This window comes from Methylomonas sp. (genome assembly GCF_023228165.1).
Classification (GTDB): Bacteria; Pseudomonadota; Gammaproteobacteria; order Methylococcales; family Methylomonadaceae; genus Methylomonas.
In genome coordinates this window covers 1-17,009 of sequence record NZ_JALOBS010000045.1, presented here as the reverse complement: position 1 = coordinate 17,009, position 17,009 = coordinate 1, and the positions used below count along the sequence as shown (strand labels likewise).

At 51.6% G+C, this 17,009-nt stretch carries 21 protein-coding genes; 9 read left to right on the top strand and 12 right to left on the bottom strand.

What is annotated here, in order from left to right:
* Nucleotides 1-14: 14 nt before the first annotated feature.
* The 3 genes from M0R33_RS22155 to M0R33_RS22145 are packed head-to-tail and all read right to left on the bottom strand — an operon-like array spanning nucleotide 15 to nucleotide 820.
* A complete protein-coding gene (locus M0R33_RS22155) occupies nucleotides 15-272 on the bottom strand; it encodes a DUF2442 domain-containing protein (RefSeq protein WP_292574145.1) in 258 nt (85 codons plus the stop codon).
* A gap of 27 nt (nucleotides 273-299) precedes the next feature.
* Nucleotides 300-581 carry a type II toxin-antitoxin system RelE/ParE family toxin gene (locus M0R33_RS22150; protein ID WP_292574144.1) on the bottom strand — a complete coding sequence of 94 codons (282 nt, stop codon included), beginning with the start codon at nucleotides 579-581 and terminating at the stop codon, nucleotides 300-302.
* Complete coding sequence (locus M0R33_RS22145; RefSeq protein ID WP_292574143.1) at nucleotides 581-820, bottom strand: type II toxin-antitoxin system Phd/YefM family antitoxin; 240 nt, start codon at nucleotides 818-820, stop codon at nucleotides 581-583. Before M0R33_RS22145 ends, M0R33_RS22150 begins: the two co-directional genes overlap by 1 nt.
* 292 nt (nucleotides 821-1,112) lie before the next feature.
* Between M0R33_RS22145 and M0R33_RS22140 the strand changes: the two genes are divergently transcribed.
* Complete coding sequence (locus M0R33_RS22140; RefSeq protein ID WP_292574142.1) at nucleotides 1,113-1,982, top strand: WYL domain-containing protein; 870 nt, start codon at nucleotides 1,113-1,115, stop codon at nucleotides 1,980-1,982.
* Here M0R33_RS22140 and M0R33_RS22135 read toward each other — a convergent pair.
* On the bottom strand, nucleotides 1,979-2,674 hold the full coding sequence (locus M0R33_RS22135; RefSeq protein ID WP_292574141.1) for a 4'-phosphopantetheinyl transferase superfamily protein: 696 nt from the start codon (nucleotides 2,672-2,674) through the stop codon (nucleotides 1,979-1,981). The genes M0R33_RS22140 and M0R33_RS22135 overlap by 4 nt on opposite strands.
* Before the next feature lie 157 nt (nucleotides 2,675-2,831).
* On the opposite strand from M0R33_RS22135, the gene M0R33_RS22130 reads away from it, so the two are divergent.
* From M0R33_RS22130 to M0R33_RS22100, 7 genes are all read left to right on the top strand, one after another.
* A complete protein-coding gene (locus M0R33_RS22130) occupies nucleotides 2,832-4,568 on the top strand; it encodes an acetolactate synthase 3 large subunit (RefSeq protein WP_292574140.1) in 1,737 nt (578 codons plus the stop codon).
* Nucleotides 4,569-5,060 carry an acetolactate synthase small subunit gene (gene ilvN / locus M0R33_RS22125; protein ID WP_292574139.1) on the top strand — a complete coding sequence of 164 codons (492 nt, stop codon included), beginning with the start codon at nucleotides 4,569-4,571 and terminating at the stop codon, nucleotides 5,058-5,060.
* A 105-nt stretch (nucleotides 5,061-5,165) separates the two neighbouring features.
* Nucleotides 5,166-6,182, top strand: a complete 1,017-nt coding sequence (ilvC, locus tag M0R33_RS22120; RefSeq protein WP_292574138.1) for a ketol-acid reductoisomerase — start codon at nucleotides 5,166-5,168, stop codon at nucleotides 6,180-6,182.
* A 67-nt stretch (nucleotides 6,183-6,249) separates the two neighbouring features.
* Nucleotides 6,250-7,041, top strand: coding sequence for an outer membrane protein OmpK (locus M0R33_RS22115; RefSeq protein ID WP_292574137.1), 792 nt, complete (start codon nucleotides 6,250-6,252; stop codon nucleotides 7,039-7,041).
* 289 nt (nucleotides 7,042-7,330) lie between these two features.
* Nucleotides 7,331-8,194, top strand: a complete 864-nt coding sequence (locus tag M0R33_RS22110) for a DUF2608 domain-containing protein (protein ID WP_292574136.1) — start codon at nucleotides 7,331-7,333, stop codon at nucleotides 8,192-8,194.
* Nucleotides 8,195-8,390: 196 nt separating this feature from the next.
* Complete coding sequence (pssA, locus tag M0R33_RS22105; RefSeq protein WP_292574135.1) at nucleotides 8,391-9,131, top strand: CDP-diacylglycerol--serine O-phosphatidyltransferase; 741 nt, start codon at nucleotides 8,391-8,393, stop codon at nucleotides 9,129-9,131.
* A gap of 8 nt (nucleotides 9,132-9,139) precedes the next feature.
* Complete coding sequence (locus tag M0R33_RS22100; protein WP_292574134.1) at nucleotides 9,140-9,982, top strand: CHAD domain-containing protein; 843 nt, start codon at nucleotides 9,140-9,142, stop codon at nucleotides 9,980-9,982.
* A 29-nt stretch (nucleotides 9,983-10,011) separates the two neighbouring features.
* Here the strand turns inward: M0R33_RS22100 and M0R33_RS22095 are convergent, their stop codons facing one another.
* The 5 genes from M0R33_RS22095 to M0R33_RS22075 all read right to left on the bottom strand — a co-directional run bounded on the left by M0R33_RS22095 (nucleotide 10,012) and on the right by M0R33_RS22075 (nucleotide 12,913).
* Entirely contained in the window at nucleotides 10,012-10,584 is a 573-nt protein-coding gene (locus M0R33_RS22095) for an alpha-ketoglutarate-dependent dioxygenase AlkB (RefSeq protein ID WP_292574133.1), read from the bottom strand.
* 12 nt (nucleotides 10,585-10,596) lie between these two features.
* Nucleotides 10,597-10,992 carry a hemerythrin family protein gene (locus M0R33_RS22090; protein WP_292574132.1) on the bottom strand — a complete coding sequence of 132 codons (396 nt, stop codon included), beginning with the start codon at nucleotides 10,990-10,992 and terminating at the stop codon, nucleotides 10,597-10,599.
* A gap of 34 nt (nucleotides 10,993-11,026) precedes the next feature.
* The gene (locus tag M0R33_RS22085) at nucleotides 11,027-11,647 is read right to left on the bottom strand and encodes a glutathione S-transferase (protein WP_292574131.1); all 621 of its coding nucleotides are present in this window, start codon (nucleotides 11,645-11,647) and stop codon (nucleotides 11,027-11,029) included.
* Complete coding sequence (locus M0R33_RS22080; protein WP_292574130.1) at nucleotides 11,644-12,105, bottom strand: amine oxidase; 462 nt, start codon at nucleotides 12,103-12,105, stop codon at nucleotides 11,644-11,646. The genes M0R33_RS22085 and M0R33_RS22080 overlap by 4 nt, the downstream gene beginning before the upstream one ends.
* A gap of 178 nt (nucleotides 12,106-12,283) precedes the next feature.
* Nucleotides 12,284-12,913, bottom strand: coding sequence for a DUF938 domain-containing protein (locus M0R33_RS22075; RefSeq protein ID WP_292574129.1), 630 nt, complete (start codon nucleotides 12,911-12,913; stop codon nucleotides 12,284-12,286).
* Between the two features lie 51 nt (nucleotides 12,914-12,964).
* Between M0R33_RS22075 and M0R33_RS22070 the strand changes: the two genes are divergently transcribed.
* Entirely contained in the window at nucleotides 12,965-14,134 is a 1,170-nt protein-coding gene (locus M0R33_RS22070; protein ID WP_292574128.1) for a GNAT family N-acetyltransferase, read from the top strand.
* Nucleotides 14,135-14,140: 6 nt separating this feature from the next.
* Here the strand turns inward: M0R33_RS22070 and M0R33_RS22065 are convergent, their stop codons facing one another.
* From M0R33_RS22065 to M0R33_RS22055, 3 genes are all read right to left on the bottom strand, one after another.
* Entirely contained in the window at nucleotides 14,141-15,088 is a 948-nt protein-coding gene (locus M0R33_RS22065; protein ID WP_292574127.1) for a hypothetical protein, read from the bottom strand.
* Between the two features lie 65 nt (nucleotides 15,089-15,153).
* Nucleotides 15,154-15,828, bottom strand: coding sequence for an N-acetylmuramate alpha-1-phosphate uridylyltransferase MurU (gene murU / locus M0R33_RS22060; RefSeq protein ID WP_292574126.1), 675 nt, complete (start codon nucleotides 15,826-15,828; stop codon nucleotides 15,154-15,156).
* Entirely contained in the window at nucleotides 15,825-16,760 is a 936-nt protein-coding gene (locus M0R33_RS22055) for a phosphotransferase (protein ID WP_366044517.1), read from the bottom strand. Before M0R33_RS22055 ends, murU begins: the two co-directional genes overlap by 4 nt.
* Nucleotides 16,761-17,009: the final 249 nt, after the last annotated feature.

The window sequence follows — 17,009 nt, the reverse complement described above, 5'->3', positions numbered from 1 at the left end:
ATTTATCGCCTCGCTTATTGCTCCATGTTGCTTATCGGTTGAATCAAGTCGTACAGAAATTCCGGCGCCAAATCAGCACCGTTTGACCAGCTAACGGTTCCCAACTCCGGATCTAGCCGAATTTGGCTGAATAAAAACGGGTCTGATAATGGCTCGAACATTTCTCCCCACAATGCATTGCTTAAATCGACAACACCAGTAACACCATTGTTAAACACCAGTTTAAGTTCGTAGTTTTGGAGATATTCAACATCGGTAACATGCAAAGCCATGCCCTGACTCCTACTGTAAAACGGTTTTCATCGTGTCATCAGCCGAGCAAATTCTTCGTACACAATTTCGCGTTTGGCAATCAACACGATGTAAAGCATGGCATCATCAAAACGATAGATAATCCGGTATTTACCAACCCGAACCCGTAAATAGACAGGGTTGCCAACCATTTTTAGCGACTCCTGCGGCTGCGGCTCTTGCAGTAAAGCCAGCAACTTGATTTTGATTTGCTTAGCAATGCGCTGATCCGATTCGGCCAGTTTTCGCAGGCTTTTTTCTGCCGATTTAGTGAAATCGATCTGACGCATCAAATGCTATCCAATAAATTCTTACTGGCTTCCGTACCGATAAAGCCTTCCTGTTCGGCCATCACGGCCAGGTTGTGCAGACAGGTATCTTCGAATGCCAACAACTCCTGGTAACGGGCTGACGACACTAAAATGGCGAAATCCTTCTGGTGTTTCTGGATGACAACCGGTTCCTGCTGTGCGTTGTTCAATAATTCTCCGAAAGCTTGCTTGGCTTGGGTGGCATTGATAATTTTCATAAAATCCTCCGCTTAAAGAATGACTATTTTGTCCATTTTAATCATTTTTTTACCCGCAATCCTAGTGCGTTGCTGTAAACGATTTTCTGCCTGCCTATTACCGTTTGCCTGTGATCGCCGTTTTCCGACAAAACCAGAAAATAGACGCCTTCTTCCTCGCCTCATGCAAACGTTAGTCTTTCACCCAGAGTCCGCCGACCTGCTTTGTCATTTATCTAAAAGTTGTTGGCCGGTTCGGTGTAGACTTTAACTCATAACTTTATTCTCATGCAACCTTTTTTAGCATATTTTTATGAGCAACGGCGAAACGATATTATCGGCTCTGAAATGGGATGTCCGCCAGCGTTTGACACTGCTGGAAGCAACCGTGTTCTGGACCGGCGAACTGGCGACGAATTTTCTGACCGATACCTTTGCCATCAGCCGAGTGCAGGCGACCAAAGATATTGGCCGGTATTTGTCGTTGCGGCCGGACAATTTGCTTTATGACCGGTCTTTAAAGCGCTATTTGATCACCGAGCATTTTCAGCCCTTGTTAATCAGCGGTCAGCCGCAGGAATGCATGCAGGTGCTGCAAGCCTCGCAGTCTGCCGCGTCTTCCGTGTTGACTTTGATGAGCAATATGCCGGCAGTAGAGGTACTGACCACGCCGAGCCGCCATCTGGATATCAATATATTGCGGCCGGTATTGCAGGCGGTGCGGTTTAAACGCTTACTTGAAATAGAGTATCAGTCCATGTCGACTGCTGAACCGGCTACACGGCGGGTTTTAGCGCATACTTTGGTGTTTGACGGCTGGCGCTGGCATATGCGGGCATATAGTTATACGCATAGCGACTTTCGCGACTTTGTGTTGGCGCGGGTGCATGCTGCTCATACGCTGTCTGAAGCACCCGAGCCGTGTCCAGCCGATGCATTATGGGATAAACAGTTAATGCTTGAGGTTGGTCCGCATCCCGGTTTGAGCATGACGCAAAAAATGGCTATTGAGCGTGATTTCGGTATGTCGGACGGCAGATTACTGGTTCCTGTTCGTGCCGCGCTATTGCCGTACTTGCTGATCGCTATGCGTCTCGGCAAGGATGATATGCAGCGCGAAGCGATGGCGCAGCAGATTGTGTTGTTAAATCGGGATGAATTGCAGCCTTTTATCGGTTTTTAAGCCTCAAGCGCAGTGACCAGCATTAAGTGGCGCAAGCTAAATTTGCAATTTCTGTTCGCCAGTGCGGCGCGAGCGGATGGGTCTATCGATAATTCGGTGATTTTCCAATCAGTCGCCAAACCGTATTCGGCTGGAATGGCCCGCAGCTGGCCGTCTGACTGTAAATCGACTTCGCATTGTTCCAATCCCAGCCCGATGCCGCGCCCCACGGCTTTGACAAAGGCTTCTTTTTTGGTCCACAAGCTATAAAATGCTACGGACCTGTGCTCGGGTGGCAATTGTTGCCAATCGTGCAATTCACGCATGGAGAAACAGCGCGCGGCCAAACTGTCCAGACTGCCGCGCGGTTTGATCACTTCGACGTCGATTCCGATATCCGCAAAGTTGGCCACCGCTATCATTAATATGTCGGCGGTATGGGAAATATTGAAATGCAGCGAGCCGCACGCCAAAAACGGTTTTCCGTAACTATCGACTTGAAATTGCAACGCTCGCGGCTTGGTTTGCAAATAATTCGCCAGGGTATTTCGCAGCAGAAAACGCACGGTAATGTAGCGTTGGCGCATCACGGGCAGCTTGAAGGCAGCGGCTTTTTGCTGCTCTGTTTCGCTGAGGCTGCCCAACATTCCGGCCATTATTTCCGGCTCAACACTTAAACTCCCCTGCCAAACGTCAACAAATTTGCCTTCCACACCTATTCCCCTGCATCAAATGGGTGCTTTCGCCAAGATTAAAACCTAAGCAAAACGCTTGGTTTTCCTTGACGAAAGCGTCTAAAGACAGTAGTTTACACAACCTTTTTTTGTAAAAAGCATTTTCAGGTTTGATTAGTATTTTGAGGACATAAAATTGGAACTCAGCGGCGGACATATCCTTGTCCAGTGTCTTAAAGACGAAGGTGTCGAATTTATTTTTGGCTATCCAGGTGGCTCGGTTTTGCACATCTATGATGCCATTTTTCATCAAGACGACGTAAAACATATTCTGGTGCGCCACGAACAGGGCGCCACCCACTCGGCCGACGCCTATGCGCGCGCCACCGGCAAGCCCGGCGTGGTGCTAGTGACTTCCGGCCCTGGCGCAACCAATGCCGTCACGGGCATTGCCACCGCGTATATGGATTCGATTCCGATGGTGATTATTTCCGGCCAGGTGCCCTCGCCGGTGATCGGCAGCGACGCGTTTCAGGAAGTGGATACCGTCGGCATTACCCGCCCCTGCGTGAAACACAATTTTCTGGTCAAGGATGTCAACGATATCGCCGAAACCATTAAAAAGGCTTTTTATCTGGCCACCACCGGCCGGCCCGGCCCTGTATTGGTCGATATTCCTAAGGATATTACCGACCCGAATATCAAGGTACCGTATAAGTACCCTAAAAAAATCAGCATGCGCTCTTACAACCCGGTAGTGATCGGCCACAAGGGCCAGATCAAACGCGCGGTTGAGGTATTGCTAGCCGCGCAACGGCCGATGATTTATTCCGGCGGCGGAGTAATTCTGGGCGAAGGTCATAAAGAATTGACCGAGCTGACCCAAATGTTGGGTTACCCCATCACCAACACCTTGATGGGGTTGGGCGGTTATCCGGCTACCGACAAGCAATTCCTCGGCATGCTGGGCATGCACGGCACTTACGAAGCCAATATGGCGATGCACGAAAGCGATGTGATTCTGGCAGTAGGCGCGCGTTTTGACGACCGCGTCACCGGCAAGCTGACCGAGTTTTGCCCCTATGCCAAGATCATTCATATCGATGTCGATCCGTCGTCGATTTCCAAAACCGTGCGGGTCGACATTCCGATAGTCGGCGAGGTTAAACCGGTGTTGGAACAAATGATAGAACTGGTCAAGGAGAGCAAGCTGAAGCCGTCTAAACCGGCCTTGGAAGCCTGGTGGCAATTGATCGAAAGCTGGCGCTCAATCAACTGTCTGGATTATGACCGCGGCAGCCTGTTCATCAAACCGCAATTCGTCATCGAGCAATTGTACGAAGTGACCAACGGCGATGCCTACATCACTTCCGACGTAGGCCAGCATCAGATGTATGCGGCGCAGTATTATCATTTCGATAAACCGCGCCGCTGGATCAATTCCGGCGGCTTGGGCACCATGGGCTTCGGCTTGCCGGCCGCTATCGGCGTTAAGCTGGCCTTTCCGGATGCCGATGTGGCCTGCGTGACAGGTGAAGCCAGTATCCAGATGTGCATACAGGAGCTGTCCACCGCGCTGCAATACCACACCCCGGTCAAGATCATTAATTTGAACAACCGCTATATGGGCATGGTTAGGCAGTGGCAGGAGTTTTCTTACCAAAGCCGTTATTCGCAGTCGTATATGGACACTATTCCGGAATTCGTCAAGCTGGCGGAAGCCTATGGCCATGTCGGGATTCGGGTGGAAAAACCGGCCGATGTGCGCCCTGCCCTGCAGGAAGCCTTTGCAATGAAAGACCGTACCGTATTCCTGGATTTCATCACCGACCGTACCGAAAACGTCTATCCCATGATCGAAGCCGGCAAAGGCCATCACGACATGAAGCTGCGGGTTGCCCCGGGCACACCGTTGGACAGGGAGTTATCGTAAATGAGACATATCATTTCAATTTTGATTGAAAACGAATCTGGCGCTCTGTCGCGGGTTTCCGGGTTATTTTCCGCGCGGGGTTATAACATCGAATCGCTGACCGTGGCGCCTACCGAAGACGCCAGCCTGTCGCGCATGACCCTGGTGACTCGCGGCAACGATGAAATTATCGAGCAAATCACCAAGCAGTTAAACAAACTGATCGATGTGGTGAAATTGATCGACTTGGCCGATGCACCGCATATCGAACGCGAATTGATGCTGGTTAAAATCAAAACCAACCAGGAGACGCGGGAAGAAGTGAAACGCATGGTCGACATCTTTCGCGGTAAAATCATCGATGTCACCACTGCTAGCTATGTTGTGGAAATGACCGGTCAACCCAGCAAGCTGGATGCGTTTATTCACGGCTTCGAGGAAGACAGCATTATCGAAGTGGTGCGTTCCGGCCCCACCGGCATCTCCCGCGGCGAAAAAGGCTTACACCTTTAACGGATGACTGGAGTGCAAACCCTGGTTTGTACTCCTAGCCAGCGACGGTTTCGCGAAATACGACATCCGATATTTAATTCAACCCCTTAATACACGAGAAATACTATGCAAGTTTATTACGACAAAGACGCCGACCTATCGGTCATCAGAGGCAAAAAAGTAGCCATCATCGGTTACGGCTCGCAAGGCCATGCCCATGCCAACAACTTGAAAGACTCCGGTGTTGACGTTGTCGTCGGCCTGCGCGCCAGTTCCGCTTCCGTCGCCAAAGCCCAAGCCAGCGGCCTGACTGTTAAAGACGTACCGGAAGCGATTGCCGGCGCCGACGTGGTGATGATTTTGACTCCGGACGAGTTCCAATCAAAACTGTACAAAGAAGAAATCGAGCCTAACATCAAACAAGGCGCGGCCTTGGCGTTTGCCCACGGCTTTGCCATTTTGTACAACCAAGTCGTGCCGCGCGCCGACCTGGACGTGATCATGATCGCGCCCAAAGCACCCGGCCACACCGTACGCTCCGAATTCGTCAAAGGCGGCGGCATTCCTGACTTGATCGCGATTCACCAAGATGCCTCCGGCCAAGCCAAAGCCATCTGCTTGTCTTACGCCTCCGCCATCGGCGGCGGCCGTTCCGGCATTATCGAAACTACTTTCCGCGACGAAACCGAAACCGACTTGTTCGGCGAACAAGCGGTATTGTGCGGTGGCGCGGTGGAACTGGTGAAAGCCGGTTTCGAAACCCTGACCGAAGCGGGCTATCCGCCCGAAATGGCCTACTTCGAGTGCCTGCACGAATTGAAACTGATCGTGGATTTGATGTACGAAGGCGGCATCGCCAACATGAACTACTCCATCTCCAACAACGCCGAATACGGCGAATATGTCACCGGCCCTAAAGTGATCAACGAAGAAAGCCGTTGGGCGATGAAACAAGCGCTGGAAGACATTCAACAAGGCAAATACGCCAAGCAATTCATCCTGGAAGGCCAAACCGGCTACCCTGAAATGACTGCACGTCGCCGCCTGAATGCCGAACATCCAATCGAACAAGTCGGCGCAAAACTGCGCGGCATGATGCCTTGGATCAAAGCCAACCAAATCGTCGATAAAAGCAAAAACTAAGCTTTTGGACTAGGATTAAAGCCCATCTTCATGATGGGCTTTTTTTTGCCCGCTGGATTTATCTACAATGCCTGATTCGCACCGCTCGACTCGGCTGCATGCTAACCTCATAACCGTCGCCATCTGGATGGCTGTGCCAATGTGCGGATTTGCCGAGTTATTGGAATGGAGCAGCAGCGAGATCCAATATCTGCACGGAGGCAACTACAACGAGCCGTTCAATCCCAATGAGGTTGGCCAATCCATCGTCACCGTTACTCATGCCCATGGCTGGGCCTACGGCCGCAACTTTTTCTTCATGGATACGCTGTTTACCGAGTATGGACAAGCGCCGCAAATCAACCTGTATGGCGAAGCGTATAGCACCTTCAGCCTGGGGAAAATCAGCGGCCTGGATTTGTCTTACGGCATATTCAAAGATTTTGGTCTCACTATCGGCGTCAATTTGGGCGAAAACATGGACAGTACGCAAAGCGGTTACCGGGCCTGGCTGTATGGGGTGACCGTCGACCTCGAGCTGCCCAATTTCGATTATTTCAACATCGATTTCCTGCGCCAGCGCGTTACCGAAACGGCCGACATCGGCACCTCATGGCAAATTACCCCAGTCTGGAAACTGCCGTTTCAAATTGCCGGCACTAACTGGAGTTTCGAAGGCTTCGCCGACTTCATCGGCCAAAACCAAACTGCCGCCCGTCAGGCTCTGGCCCAGCCGCAGCTGAGATTAGACATTGGCGATTTCTGGGGTGACGAAAATCATCTGTTTCTCGGCATCGAATACCAGTATTGGCACAACAAATACGGGATTAAGGGCCTGCATGACAATGTGCCGCAGGCGTTGCTGTTGTGGAAGTTCTAGGAGAAATGATTTTGTGAGAAGAGTGTTGGATAACCGAGAGCATTTAAATCAAATAAGCCGGCTTAGTCCGGTAGGGTACGCACCGCGTACCTTTTAAAAATGGACCATTGATAAACCCGATAAGGTCCGCATTGCGTACCCTAGGCCAGGACGATGCGAGGCGGAATCCGGACATCACTTTTTAAACAAAATCCGGGTTTGAACCAAATTTTAAAATCTTCATCCCGTATTGCGCTTCTCTGCATACGGGCTACGCTTTTGTTATTTGATTTGCCGCAAACAATTAACGATGAAAACAGTCAAAGAATTGCAAAGGGCATTAACCGTTTCGGCGCTGGCTGTTTTTTTAGCCGCTTGTTCGCCCCGACAAACATTCCACGACCTAGCTGTTATTTCCGAGGTGGTTCCCAGCAAGAACCTGTCCGACGTCAAAAATTATTTAGCGCCTGAATTGGGCCGTGCGCTGGTGGTGTTCGATATCGACGATACCTTGCTGACGTCGGAAGCGTTTTTCGGCAGCGATCATTGGTACCAGTGGCAAGGCACGCTGGATCGCAACGACCCCCACTACGTGCCGTGCAAGTTCGATGTCAATGCCATCAATTACGAAACGGAAACATTCAAAAAAACCGAAGCGCATAGCGACGAAACCGTCAACTCGCTTGCTGCCGATAAACTGTTTCTCACCGCTCGCAGTCCCTACAGTCGCGGCCCGACACTGCGGGAACTGAAAAACGCCGGCTATGTCCTACCGTTGCCGCTCAACGGCGACCCTAACGGCCTGATGTATGGCTGGCAAGCAAACCCGAACGCAACGGAAGCCGCGGTAGGATATGACGATGGCGTGTTGATGGTGAGCGGGCAGAATAAGGGAAGCTTATTACTGGATCTGTTGGCAAAACTCAATTTGCATTACGAGCACATTATCCTGATCGATGACGGCATCAAGAATATCAAGGCGATGCAAGCTGCGCTGCTGGAGGCGGGAATCCACTACCACGGCTTGCATTACACCCGCATCGAAAAAAAGCTGCCTGTCGAACAGCGTTTGATCGCTGAAGCCAATGCAGCTTGGCTGGGGCTGCAAAACTACCTTGCGCAAACCTTTCCGCATCGGCTCGCGCAACTCCGCCAAAACCAATGCTTTTACTGAATAACCAGCTAGCGTAGCCTGGATAAAGTGAAACGGCATCCAGGTTTTGGAACCCTCGCAATTTGTCATGCTTCATTCCGCCCATGACGGCAACGTCCGTGTTACCTGCAACGCCATCTGCTGTCATATAAACGAAATGGCAAGCCCTGAGCCTACCATGTAAAATGAAGCCAACTTTTCTTTGCTTGCCAACGCCATGATTCAAAAACCCCAGACCAAACGCCATCGCGGCATTTATCTATTGCCCAACCTGTTCACGACCGGCGCCATGTTCGCCGGCTTTTACGCCATCACCTCGGCTATTCACGGCCGGTTTGAGACGGCGGCCATCGCCATGTTCGTGGCCATGATTCTGGATGGCCTGGACGGCCGTGTTGCTAGACTCACTAACACCCAAAGCGAATTCGGCGTGCAATACGATAGCTTGTCCGACATGGTGTCCTTCGGCGCCGCACCCGCGATTGTCATGTATTTGTGGACCTTGTCCAGCATGGGCCAGGTCGGCTTGTTTGCCGCTTTCGTACACATGGCGGGCGGCGCCTTGCGACTGGCCCGTTTCAACACCCAGGTTGAAGTAGCCGACAAACGCTATTTTCAAGGCTTACCCAGCCCCGCGGCGGCGGCGATTCTAGCCGGCGGCTTGTGGTTTTGCGTGGAAAACGGCTATGACGTGGAGAACTTTAAATATCTGGTGTTGGTCACCACCATTACCACCGGCTTGCTAATGGTCAGCAACTTCCGTTATTCCAGCTTCAAGGAAATCGACTTTAAAAACCGGGTGCCGTTTATCGTCACTATTCTGGCCATGCTGGTGGTGGGCTTTGTGATGGCCCAACCACAACGCATGTTATTTCTGCTTTCCGTGGCTTATGCCGCATCCGGCCCTATCGTGACCTTGGTGATGCGCAAAAAACGCCTGCAAAGCCGTAAGGCCTGAACCTTGTTATGCATGACGGCAAAAAACTACTGACAAATTTCGATACGCTGTGGCAAAAGCATGCCAAACGCTTAAGCCACTGCCAACAGACAGCCAGTGAAGAGGCCGTCCATAAGTTACGCATCAATTGCCGGCGCCTGCTGGCTTTAATTCAATTATTGCAGGCTCTGGCGCCTCAACCGGCCCTACGAAAACTGCGCAAGCAGCTGAAAGCCCAGCTCGATAGTTTTGACGAGCTGCGCGACACTCAGGTGATGTTGCTGAAAGTATCCGACAGCCTCGATGCATTACCCGATCTGGCAGCGTATCAGCGTTACCTGCAACTCAACGAGCAGCGACTACTGATACAAACGCCGGCCATCCTGCAAAGCCTGGACAGCGCGGCATTGCAACCGTTAATGGAAAAGGTCGGGCGGGAATTGAACGAAGCATTCGGTAAAACCGCTTTGACTCCACACATTCTTACCGCAATAGATTCCTGCTACCGCACGGCAATGGAGCGTTATCGGTTAATTACCCCCGCAGACCCCGCAACCCTGCACCACCTGAGGGTTGCGGTCAAAAAACTCCGCTACATGCTGGCCGCGGCGCATGAGCTGCTGCCGGTCTTGCCGGAAGACCATCTGCAACGTATACAAGCGTATTTAACTCGCCTGGGCGAAATTCAAAACTCCTGCGTGTTACTTGACAACCTGAATCGCTTCTTCGGCCATCTTCCGCCTCCGGCCATACACTCTTATTTCCAGCAATGCCACCAAGCTTTGCTGGCTGACTACATGGACCACAGCAGTGAAATCCTGCAATTCTGGCGACCCGCCACCTACGCACCGTTTCCCTGGCAGCAGCAGTAATCATATCCACCGCCGTGAGCGCTATCGGCTTATGCCGGATGACAAACTTTGCGAAAGGTTAAATTAATCCGGGCAGTGCTGATCCGCTTATCCCGAGGCACGCTATGCTGCCAAAGGCTTTGAAATGCCGGCTGCATCAACAGCAGGCTGCCGCTGGGCAGGACCAGGTTACCGGTTTCCCTGCTGCTTTTGTGCCGGAACGCCAAAGGCCTGGCCGCGCCGAAACTCAGCGAGGCAATCAAGGGCGACTGGCCCAATTCCGGTTCGTTGTCGGCATGCCAGCCGACAAAATCATCGCCGTCGCGGTAACAATTAACCAACACCGAATTAAATCGATAAGCCAACCGGCTTTCCACGTTGGCGCGAATAGACAGCAACCATGTCGTCCAGGGCCGCGTCACCAGCAGATTATTGCTGTAGCTGTAGCGAATACCCGCATCGGCATGCCAGGTCTGCAGACGAGGCAATACAAACTGCCGGCCGGCAAACGTATAACGGTTGTCGGGCCAGTCGTGCTGCTGCAAAAAATAGTCCAAAAACCGACTGCTTGCTTCGGCATCGTAAAAATTTTCGATTAACTCCAGCTCGGGACAAAGCGTCATTGCATAAAATACTTACTGCTTGCGGTTTGCATTGATATGCGCGGCCAAAGCGCTATCCATGGTGGATGCATGCAATTGAAACCATTGCGGCAAGCGCTCCCGGACAAAGGCGCGCCCGAAGGCCAGCATGCCTTTATCGACACGGCTTTTGAACTGCTTGAATTCGCCCAATACCCTTAGGTGTTCGCCGGCGTGTTCGGCTTCGGCCGGAAAACGGCTATCCCGCATCAGTCTATCTTCCATCGCGAAGTGTTGCTCGGTATGCTCGAACAAATGCCGGAATAAACCTGGAAACTCGGCGTCGCCAGCCGTATCCAGTTGATTCAGCAGTGTTACAAAGCTCTCATGGTCGCTATCAATGGAAGCATTAGCCACCCGCCTGAATGCACAGGGATCAATCAATGTCATATTGTTAAGCCTTTTGTTTGGTTGTATCCGGATTTTAAGGCAACCGATAGCCTTCTTCCATTAATACCCGCTTGACCACCGGCCGCGAACACATTAAACGATAATGGGCCAGGCAATTGTCCGGTAAGGTGATATTGGATTTATCGGCCCAAAACGCCACATAAAACAAAGCGGCGTCGGCTATGCTGAAAGCACCCAACGCATAGCCTTGGGCCGGCAGCCGGCTGTTTACAATATCAAAGCCCTGCCGGACGATGTTTAAGCCCTGGGCTTTGACCGCCGCAAAATCGTCGGGATTAGGCGTAAATTTATCGGTGGTAAATAGCCTGGCAAAGCCCTGACCGTGCAGAGTACCGACCACATAATCGATTAATTCCAGAACCCGGCTATCGCCCTCGGCGTCGCCGGGTAACAACCCGGCCTTGGGGTGGGTGCGCGCCAGCCAATAGGCGATGGCGGCAAACTCGGTCAAGGCACTGCCGTCGTTTCGCACTAGGGTAGGGATAGTGGCTTTGGGGTTGATAGCCTGGTATTCCGGTTTGTGCTGATCGCCGGCCAACAAATTTACTAAATGCGCCTCAAACACCAGGTCCAGTTCTTCCAGCAGAATATGAATACCGGTCGAACAGGAACCTGGGGTCATATACAGTTTCATGGGCACTCCAGAAAATAGCCGTTGGCGTTTAAGGCAAAGTCCCGCCAGAGTGCAGCAATATCGCGTTTGACCTGGTTGACATAATCGTCGCTGGGCTTATGTTCGTCCGGAAAGTTGGACAAGGCGCAAGAGGTACGATGCTTGTCCACCGCAAACAACAGGAATTCATCGACAAACCCGTCGAATATCGGCAATAACCGCCGAGTCAGCGCCGACATGCCGCGATCGACCGCGGTAGCGCCGGACTGAAATGGTAGACTGTGTAAAAAATTTAAGGCCTGGGTGTAGGTCTCCGCCAACACCGCCAACACATTTCGCTGAAAACAGCCGTCCCAGTGCTGCTTGGAAAGATCTTGAGCCAGCAGTTGCTGGTAGTCGCTTTTCATCCGGCTTTTGTGCTGGGCAAGATAATCGTGAAATTGCTTAAAACTTTGGCTATTGATCGGTTCCAGCGGCATATTGACTGTCTCATTCGTAAGGTGTGCGATTAAGTATTCAATATTAAGGCCAACTCCATGCCATAGCCCTACCGGCTATTTATGCCCGGGCATACCGCTTGTTCGCGGCCGCGCAGACTGGTCGCACAAAAAACATCCGCCCCACTCCGATCAGTCCTATTGTCATAAAGACGACAAATCAGGAGGACCTGCGCTCTACCCGGCGGACCGCCTTGCGCTCGAGCACCAACAGACGATTATTAGCCGGCATGTTATGGTCGGCCTGTAACTCCAAACCTATGACTTCGGCTAAATCGATCACCTCCTCGAAGTGTTTAATACCGCTACGCGGATTTTGCCGTTGCAGCAATTGATCGAAGCGGGCATTGCTGTCGCTGGTATAGCAGCCGTGGTAATTAAACGGCCCATAAATACACACCACCGCCCGAGCGGTTAAATAGTGCCCCAAGCGCGTGAATAACAGCCTTACCTCGTCCCAGCTCATGATGTGCAGGGTATTCGCCGTAAACACAGCCTCTATGCTCCGGCATGGCCAGACATTATCAGCCACATCCAGTTGCAAAGGCGCTTGCAAATTGGCCAGCTTTGCTTCCCGCTGCCATAGCCGAATACCGGCAATATTGTCCGACCGGTCGGTGGGTTGCCAAATCAGGTGCGGCAATTGCTTAGCAAAATAACAAGCATGCTGGCCGGTACCGCTACCGATCTCCCAAACCGTGACGGGCTGAGTAAATACCTGTTTGAGTGTGACTAAGATAGGTTGCTTATTGTTTTCGCAGGCTTGAGAAAAGGGCTTTTGAGTCGTCATAGGCTCTTAATTAATGTTATCTTGCTAATTTGACAGTACTGTATTTTAAGTATGGAAGTAAAACAAATCCATAGTCTAATCCAGATAAACGCCGACGACTGGAATCGCTTGGCCGGCCTCGATTATCCGTTTCTGCGCCACGAGTTTTTGTTGGCGTTGGAACAAAGCGGCTCGGTCTGCGCTAAAACCGGTTGGCAGGCGCGACACTTACTGGTCGAAGCGCAAGGCGACATTCTGGCCATTCTGCCCTTGTATGAAAAACTGCATTCATGGGGCGAGTATGTGTTTGATCAAGCCTGGGCGGATGCCTATCGGCAGCATGCTCTGGATTATTACCCCAAGTGGCTGACCGCCATTCCTTTTACGCCCTGCCAGGGTCCGCGCCTACTTGCAAAACCGGGCACCGATATGACCGCATTGATGCAATTGCTGTTGGATTTTATTCAAAAATCCGCGGCGGAAACAGCCATCTCATCCTGGCATTGTCTGTTTCCGGCACAGCCCCAGTTGGCGGATCTGCAAGCCATGGGACTCAGCATACGCAGCGGCGTACAGTTTCAATGGTTCAACCGCGACTATCGGGATTTTGCCGATTATCTGCAAACCCTGAGTGCCGGCAAGCGCAAAATGATCAAACGCGAGCGCCGTCGGGTACTGGAACAAGGCATTGAGATGCTGCGTGTTCCTGGCCCGGAAATCAGCGAGCCGCAATGGCAGGCGTTTTACCGGTTTTACTCGCTAACCTACTTAAAAAGACACAGCCAGCCTTATTTAACCCCCGCCTTTTTTCAACAGGTTGCCGCCAGCATGCCCGAGCAATGCCTGTTGATTTTGGCGGTGAAAGATCAGACTTATGTGGGCGCGGCTTTAAGTTTTATCGGCACGGACTGTTTATACGGCCGCTATTGGGGTTGTTACGAAGAATATAACGCCCTGCATTTTGAAGCCTGCTATTACCAGGGCCTGGATTATTGTATTGAACACGGCCTGCAGCGTTTCGATTCCGGCGCCCAGGGCGAACACAAGATTTCCCGAGGCTTTGAACCGATTACCACCTATTCGGCACACTGGATTAAAGACCCCCGCTTTGCCGAAGCCATCGCCGACTTCGTCGAACGCGAGCAAGTTGGCGTACATCAATATCGGCAAGCGGCCGCCAATTATCTGCCCTTTAAGCAAGACAACCAACAACAGGACAAACCAGAACCCGGCCCGGTCTGACGGATGTTAAGCCGGTTTTTTCTGGTTTTTGTACCGGAAAAAAAGCACGGCGATTATGCTTAAGCCGGCCAGCACCGCCATCATAAAGCGCGGCTCGGCCACTTTAACGCTATGATTTTCGTCCTTGAATTTAAATTTCATCAATACGCCCAGGCTGGGGTCGTTCACCTCGATGCGAATTGATTTGGCCGCCAAATTAACCAACTGTACTTCGCTACCATCGAACGGCTTGTTATTGCGCTTATCTTTATTGATGATATGCGGAACCAGCGAAGTTTCGCTCTGCCGGGCTTGCATTACCTGGCGGGCTATTTCCGTTTCTAACTCACGGCTGGTTTTGCCGTCGGTTTTGATTTGAACAGGGGCCTGTTCGTCGATACCGATTTCGATGTGGCCTTGCGAAGCGGTCAGCGCCTTTTTGGCGGTAAAGCCATCCAGATAATCCACGTCTGCGGCATAGACCAAATCGATACCGACCTGCACGCCGGCGGCGTTGAAGCTTTTTCCCTGCAGATCGAAGTTCAACGCCTGATTGCTGTAATCCCTGAAAATGGCCGAAGTCAACGAGTAACCGGCCTTATTGCTTATAACCAGCTCCGGCTTATCGTCCGGTTGCGTGACGGTGACGCCGCGCCAGTGCGGGTCCAGCTGAATCATGCCGTCTTTGACGGCCGTGACCAGTTTTTTGGTGATGCGTCCGGGCGGGGTATCGGCTTCCACTTTTTGAGCATTCAAGAAGCTCATGCCGGTCACCCGATATAACTCCTCATCGTCCAAGCGCCATTCCAAAGTATAGGAAAACAACGCATCGCTTTCTTTTTTAGGCATGCCGGTATGCAGGATCAAGGTGTCCTGTGCTGCCGGCGTGACCACGGCAAATGCGGGTTGGAATACCACTCCGCCACTGAATAGGGCAAACGAAATGGTTAGATGAATGGGCGTAAGTAACTTCATATTTGATCCTGAGGTTAAATGAGGCACGGTAGCACAGTGCCGAAACGAATTGCGGCCAAAGTTCCTCAACCCGGAAAAACCGGGCTTTCCGATATTGCCCGCAATCGTTCCGGCGTGCCGATATCCAGCCACAAGCCGTTAAAGTACTCCCCAGTCACTTGGCCTTGTTGCATGGCCCGATTCAAAACCGGCCGCAGTTTTAAGGCTTGCCCGGCCCGCATATCGGCAAATAAGCCGGGGTGATAGACGCCGATGCCGCTAAAGGTAAATTTCGGCTGGCCCGATTCGGACAGCGAACCGCTCTCTTGAAGACAAAAATCGCCTTGCGGGTGGTGCGGCGGGTTATCGATTAACACCAAATGCGCTAAATCAATGGATTTATCACGCAATGCCGCCAAGGGGTAATCGAACAAAATATCCGCGTTTACCACTAAAAAAGGCTGATCGCCCAACAACGGCAAAGCCTTGGCGATGCCGCCGGCGGTTTCCAGCGCTTGCGCGCCTTCATCGGAATACTCGATCCTGACCCGCCAGCGACTGCCGTCTCCGCAATAGTCCCTAATCTGCCGACCGAGATAAGCCACATTGATAACGATATCGGTAAAACCGGCCCCGGCCAGTCTTTCCAGGCTATATTCGATTAAGGCCTTACCGGCCACTTGCAATAAGGGCTTGGGCGTATGGTCGGTCAACGGCCGCATGCGTTCGCCGCGCCCCGCGGCCAGTATCATGGCTTTCATAACCGGGTCCGATAGATTGGAAGCACCTGACTCTCCAGAAAACCATTAAATTCCGCCAATTCCGGATAGTGCCGACAGACTTCACCGACATAGCCCATGGTGCGCGGAATGTCGCCCAGGTAGCCGGGTTTATCGTCGCGCAAATGTAAACGGGAAAAGATGCCGATGGCTTTTAGGTGGCGTTGCAGGCCCATCAAGTCAAACCAGCGTTTGAATTGCCGGAAATCGCAATTTAACATTCGGGCTGCTAACAGTTGTTGGTAGTATTGCTCCAGCCAGTCGATAACCTGTTGCAGCGGCCAACGGATATAACAATCCCGCAACAAGGACACCAGATCGTAAGTAATCGGGCCGACCACCGCATCCTGAAAATCGATCACGCCAGGCGAGTCTGCAGCCAAAACCATCAGGTTACGGGAATGGTAGTCGCGATGCACGCACACTTGCGGCTGTTGCAAGGCCGCGCCGATTAAACAATCGTCCAACGCTTGCCGGGTAGCCGTGGGGATTACGATACTCAAGCGTTTTTCCAAAAACCATTCGTAAAAAATCACCAACTCTCGGCTTAATAGGGCTTGGTCGTAGACCGGCAAACCGCAAAGGGACGGGTCAATATCGCCTTGCAATTTGAACAGGCTATCCAGGGCCGTTCGATATAACGAGTCGGCATTTTCCGGTGTTAACGCATCTAAAAAACTTTGGCTGCCTAAATCTTCCAACAACAAAAAGCCTAGTTCGAGGTTTTGTTGATAAATAGCCGGCACATGTAAGCCTGCTTTTTGCAGCAAAACGGCATTACGAATGAAGGGCGCGATATTTTCTTTATCCGGCGGCGCATCCATCACCACATGGCAACCATCGGCATGCTTAACACGGAAATAGCGTCTGAAACTGGCATCGCTGGATGCGGGTTCGATATGTAAAATTTGCAAACCGAGATCGACGGTCAACCATTTTATGAGTGCATTTGCACGCGGGTCTAAACTTGGATAGCACATTATTTGTTAACAGAAAAGCAACCTAAGGTAAAATGGCCAAGCATTTTATTCGATTTCCATTCCGCTAAGTTAATTTAGCCGCCAACCTCGATATGAATCTTAGGTTTTATACAGTTTATTTAGCATTATTATCATTTACGGAAGTCGCCACAGCCACCAACAATGCCGCCTGGAATTGCGAGC

Bases quoted from the DNA above. Each gene is read 5' to 3' on its own strand.
- M0R33_RS22155 (WP_292574145.1), bottom strand. From the start codon at position 272: ATGGCTTTGCATGTTACCGATGTTGAATATCTCCAAAACTACGAACTT.
- M0R33_RS22150 (WP_292574144.1), bottom strand. From the start codon at position 581: ATGCGTCAGATCGATTTCACTAAATCGGCAGAAAAAAGCCTGCGAAAA.
- M0R33_RS22145 (WP_292574143.1), bottom strand. From the start codon at position 820: ATGAAAATTATCAATGCCACCCAAGCCAAGCAAGCTTTCGGAGAATTA.
- M0R33_RS22140 (WP_292574142.1), top strand. From the start codon at position 1,113: ATGAGCAACGGCGAAACGATATTATCGGCTCTGAAATGGGATGTCCGC.
- ilvN (WP_292574139.1), top strand. From the start codon at position 4,569: ATGAGACATATCATTTCAATTTTGATTGAAAACGAATCTGGCGCTCTG.
- ilvC (WP_292574138.1), top strand. From the start codon at position 5,166: ATGCAAGTTTATTACGACAAAGACGCCGACCTATCGGTCATCAGAGGC.
- M0R33_RS22115 (WP_292574137.1), top strand. From the start codon at position 6,250: ATGCCTGATTCGCACCGCTCGACTCGGCTGCATGCTAACCTCATAACC.
- M0R33_RS22110 (WP_292574136.1), top strand. From the start codon at position 7,331: ATGAAAACAGTCAAAGAATTGCAAAGGGCATTAACCGTTTCGGCGCTG.
- pssA (WP_292574135.1), top strand. From the start codon at position 8,391: ATGATTCAAAAACCCCAGACCAAACGCCATCGCGGCATTTATCTATTG.
- M0R33_RS22100 (WP_292574134.1), top strand. From the start codon at position 9,140: ATGCATGACGGCAAAAAACTACTGACAAATTTCGATACGCTGTGGCAA.
- M0R33_RS22095 (WP_292574133.1), bottom strand. From the start codon at position 10,584: ATGACGCTTTGTCCCGAGCTGGAGTTAATCGAAAATTTTTACGATGCC.
- M0R33_RS22090 (WP_292574132.1), bottom strand. From the start codon at position 10,992: ATGACATTGATTGATCCCTGTGCATTCAGGCGGGTGGCTAATGCTTCC.
- M0R33_RS22085 (WP_292574131.1), bottom strand. From the start codon at position 11,647: ATGAAACTGTATATGACCCCAGGTTCCTGTTCGACCGGTATTCATATT.
- M0R33_RS22080 (WP_292574130.1), bottom strand. From the start codon at position 12,105: ATGCCGCTGGAACCGATCAATAGCCAAAGTTTTAAGCAATTTCACGAT.
- M0R33_RS22075 (WP_292574129.1), bottom strand. From the start codon at position 12,913: ATGACGACTCAAAAGCCCTTTTCTCAAGCCTGCGAAAACAATAAGCAA.
- M0R33_RS22070 (WP_292574128.1), top strand. From the start codon at position 12,965: ATGGAAGTAAAACAAATCCATAGTCTAATCCAGATAAACGCCGACGAC.
- M0R33_RS22065 (WP_292574127.1), bottom strand. From the start codon at position 15,088: ATGAAGTTACTTACGCCCATTCATCTAACCATTTCGTTTGCCCTATTC.
- murU (WP_292574126.1), bottom strand. From the start codon at position 15,828: ATGAAAGCCATGATACTGGCCGCGGGGCGCGGCGAACGCATGCGGCCG.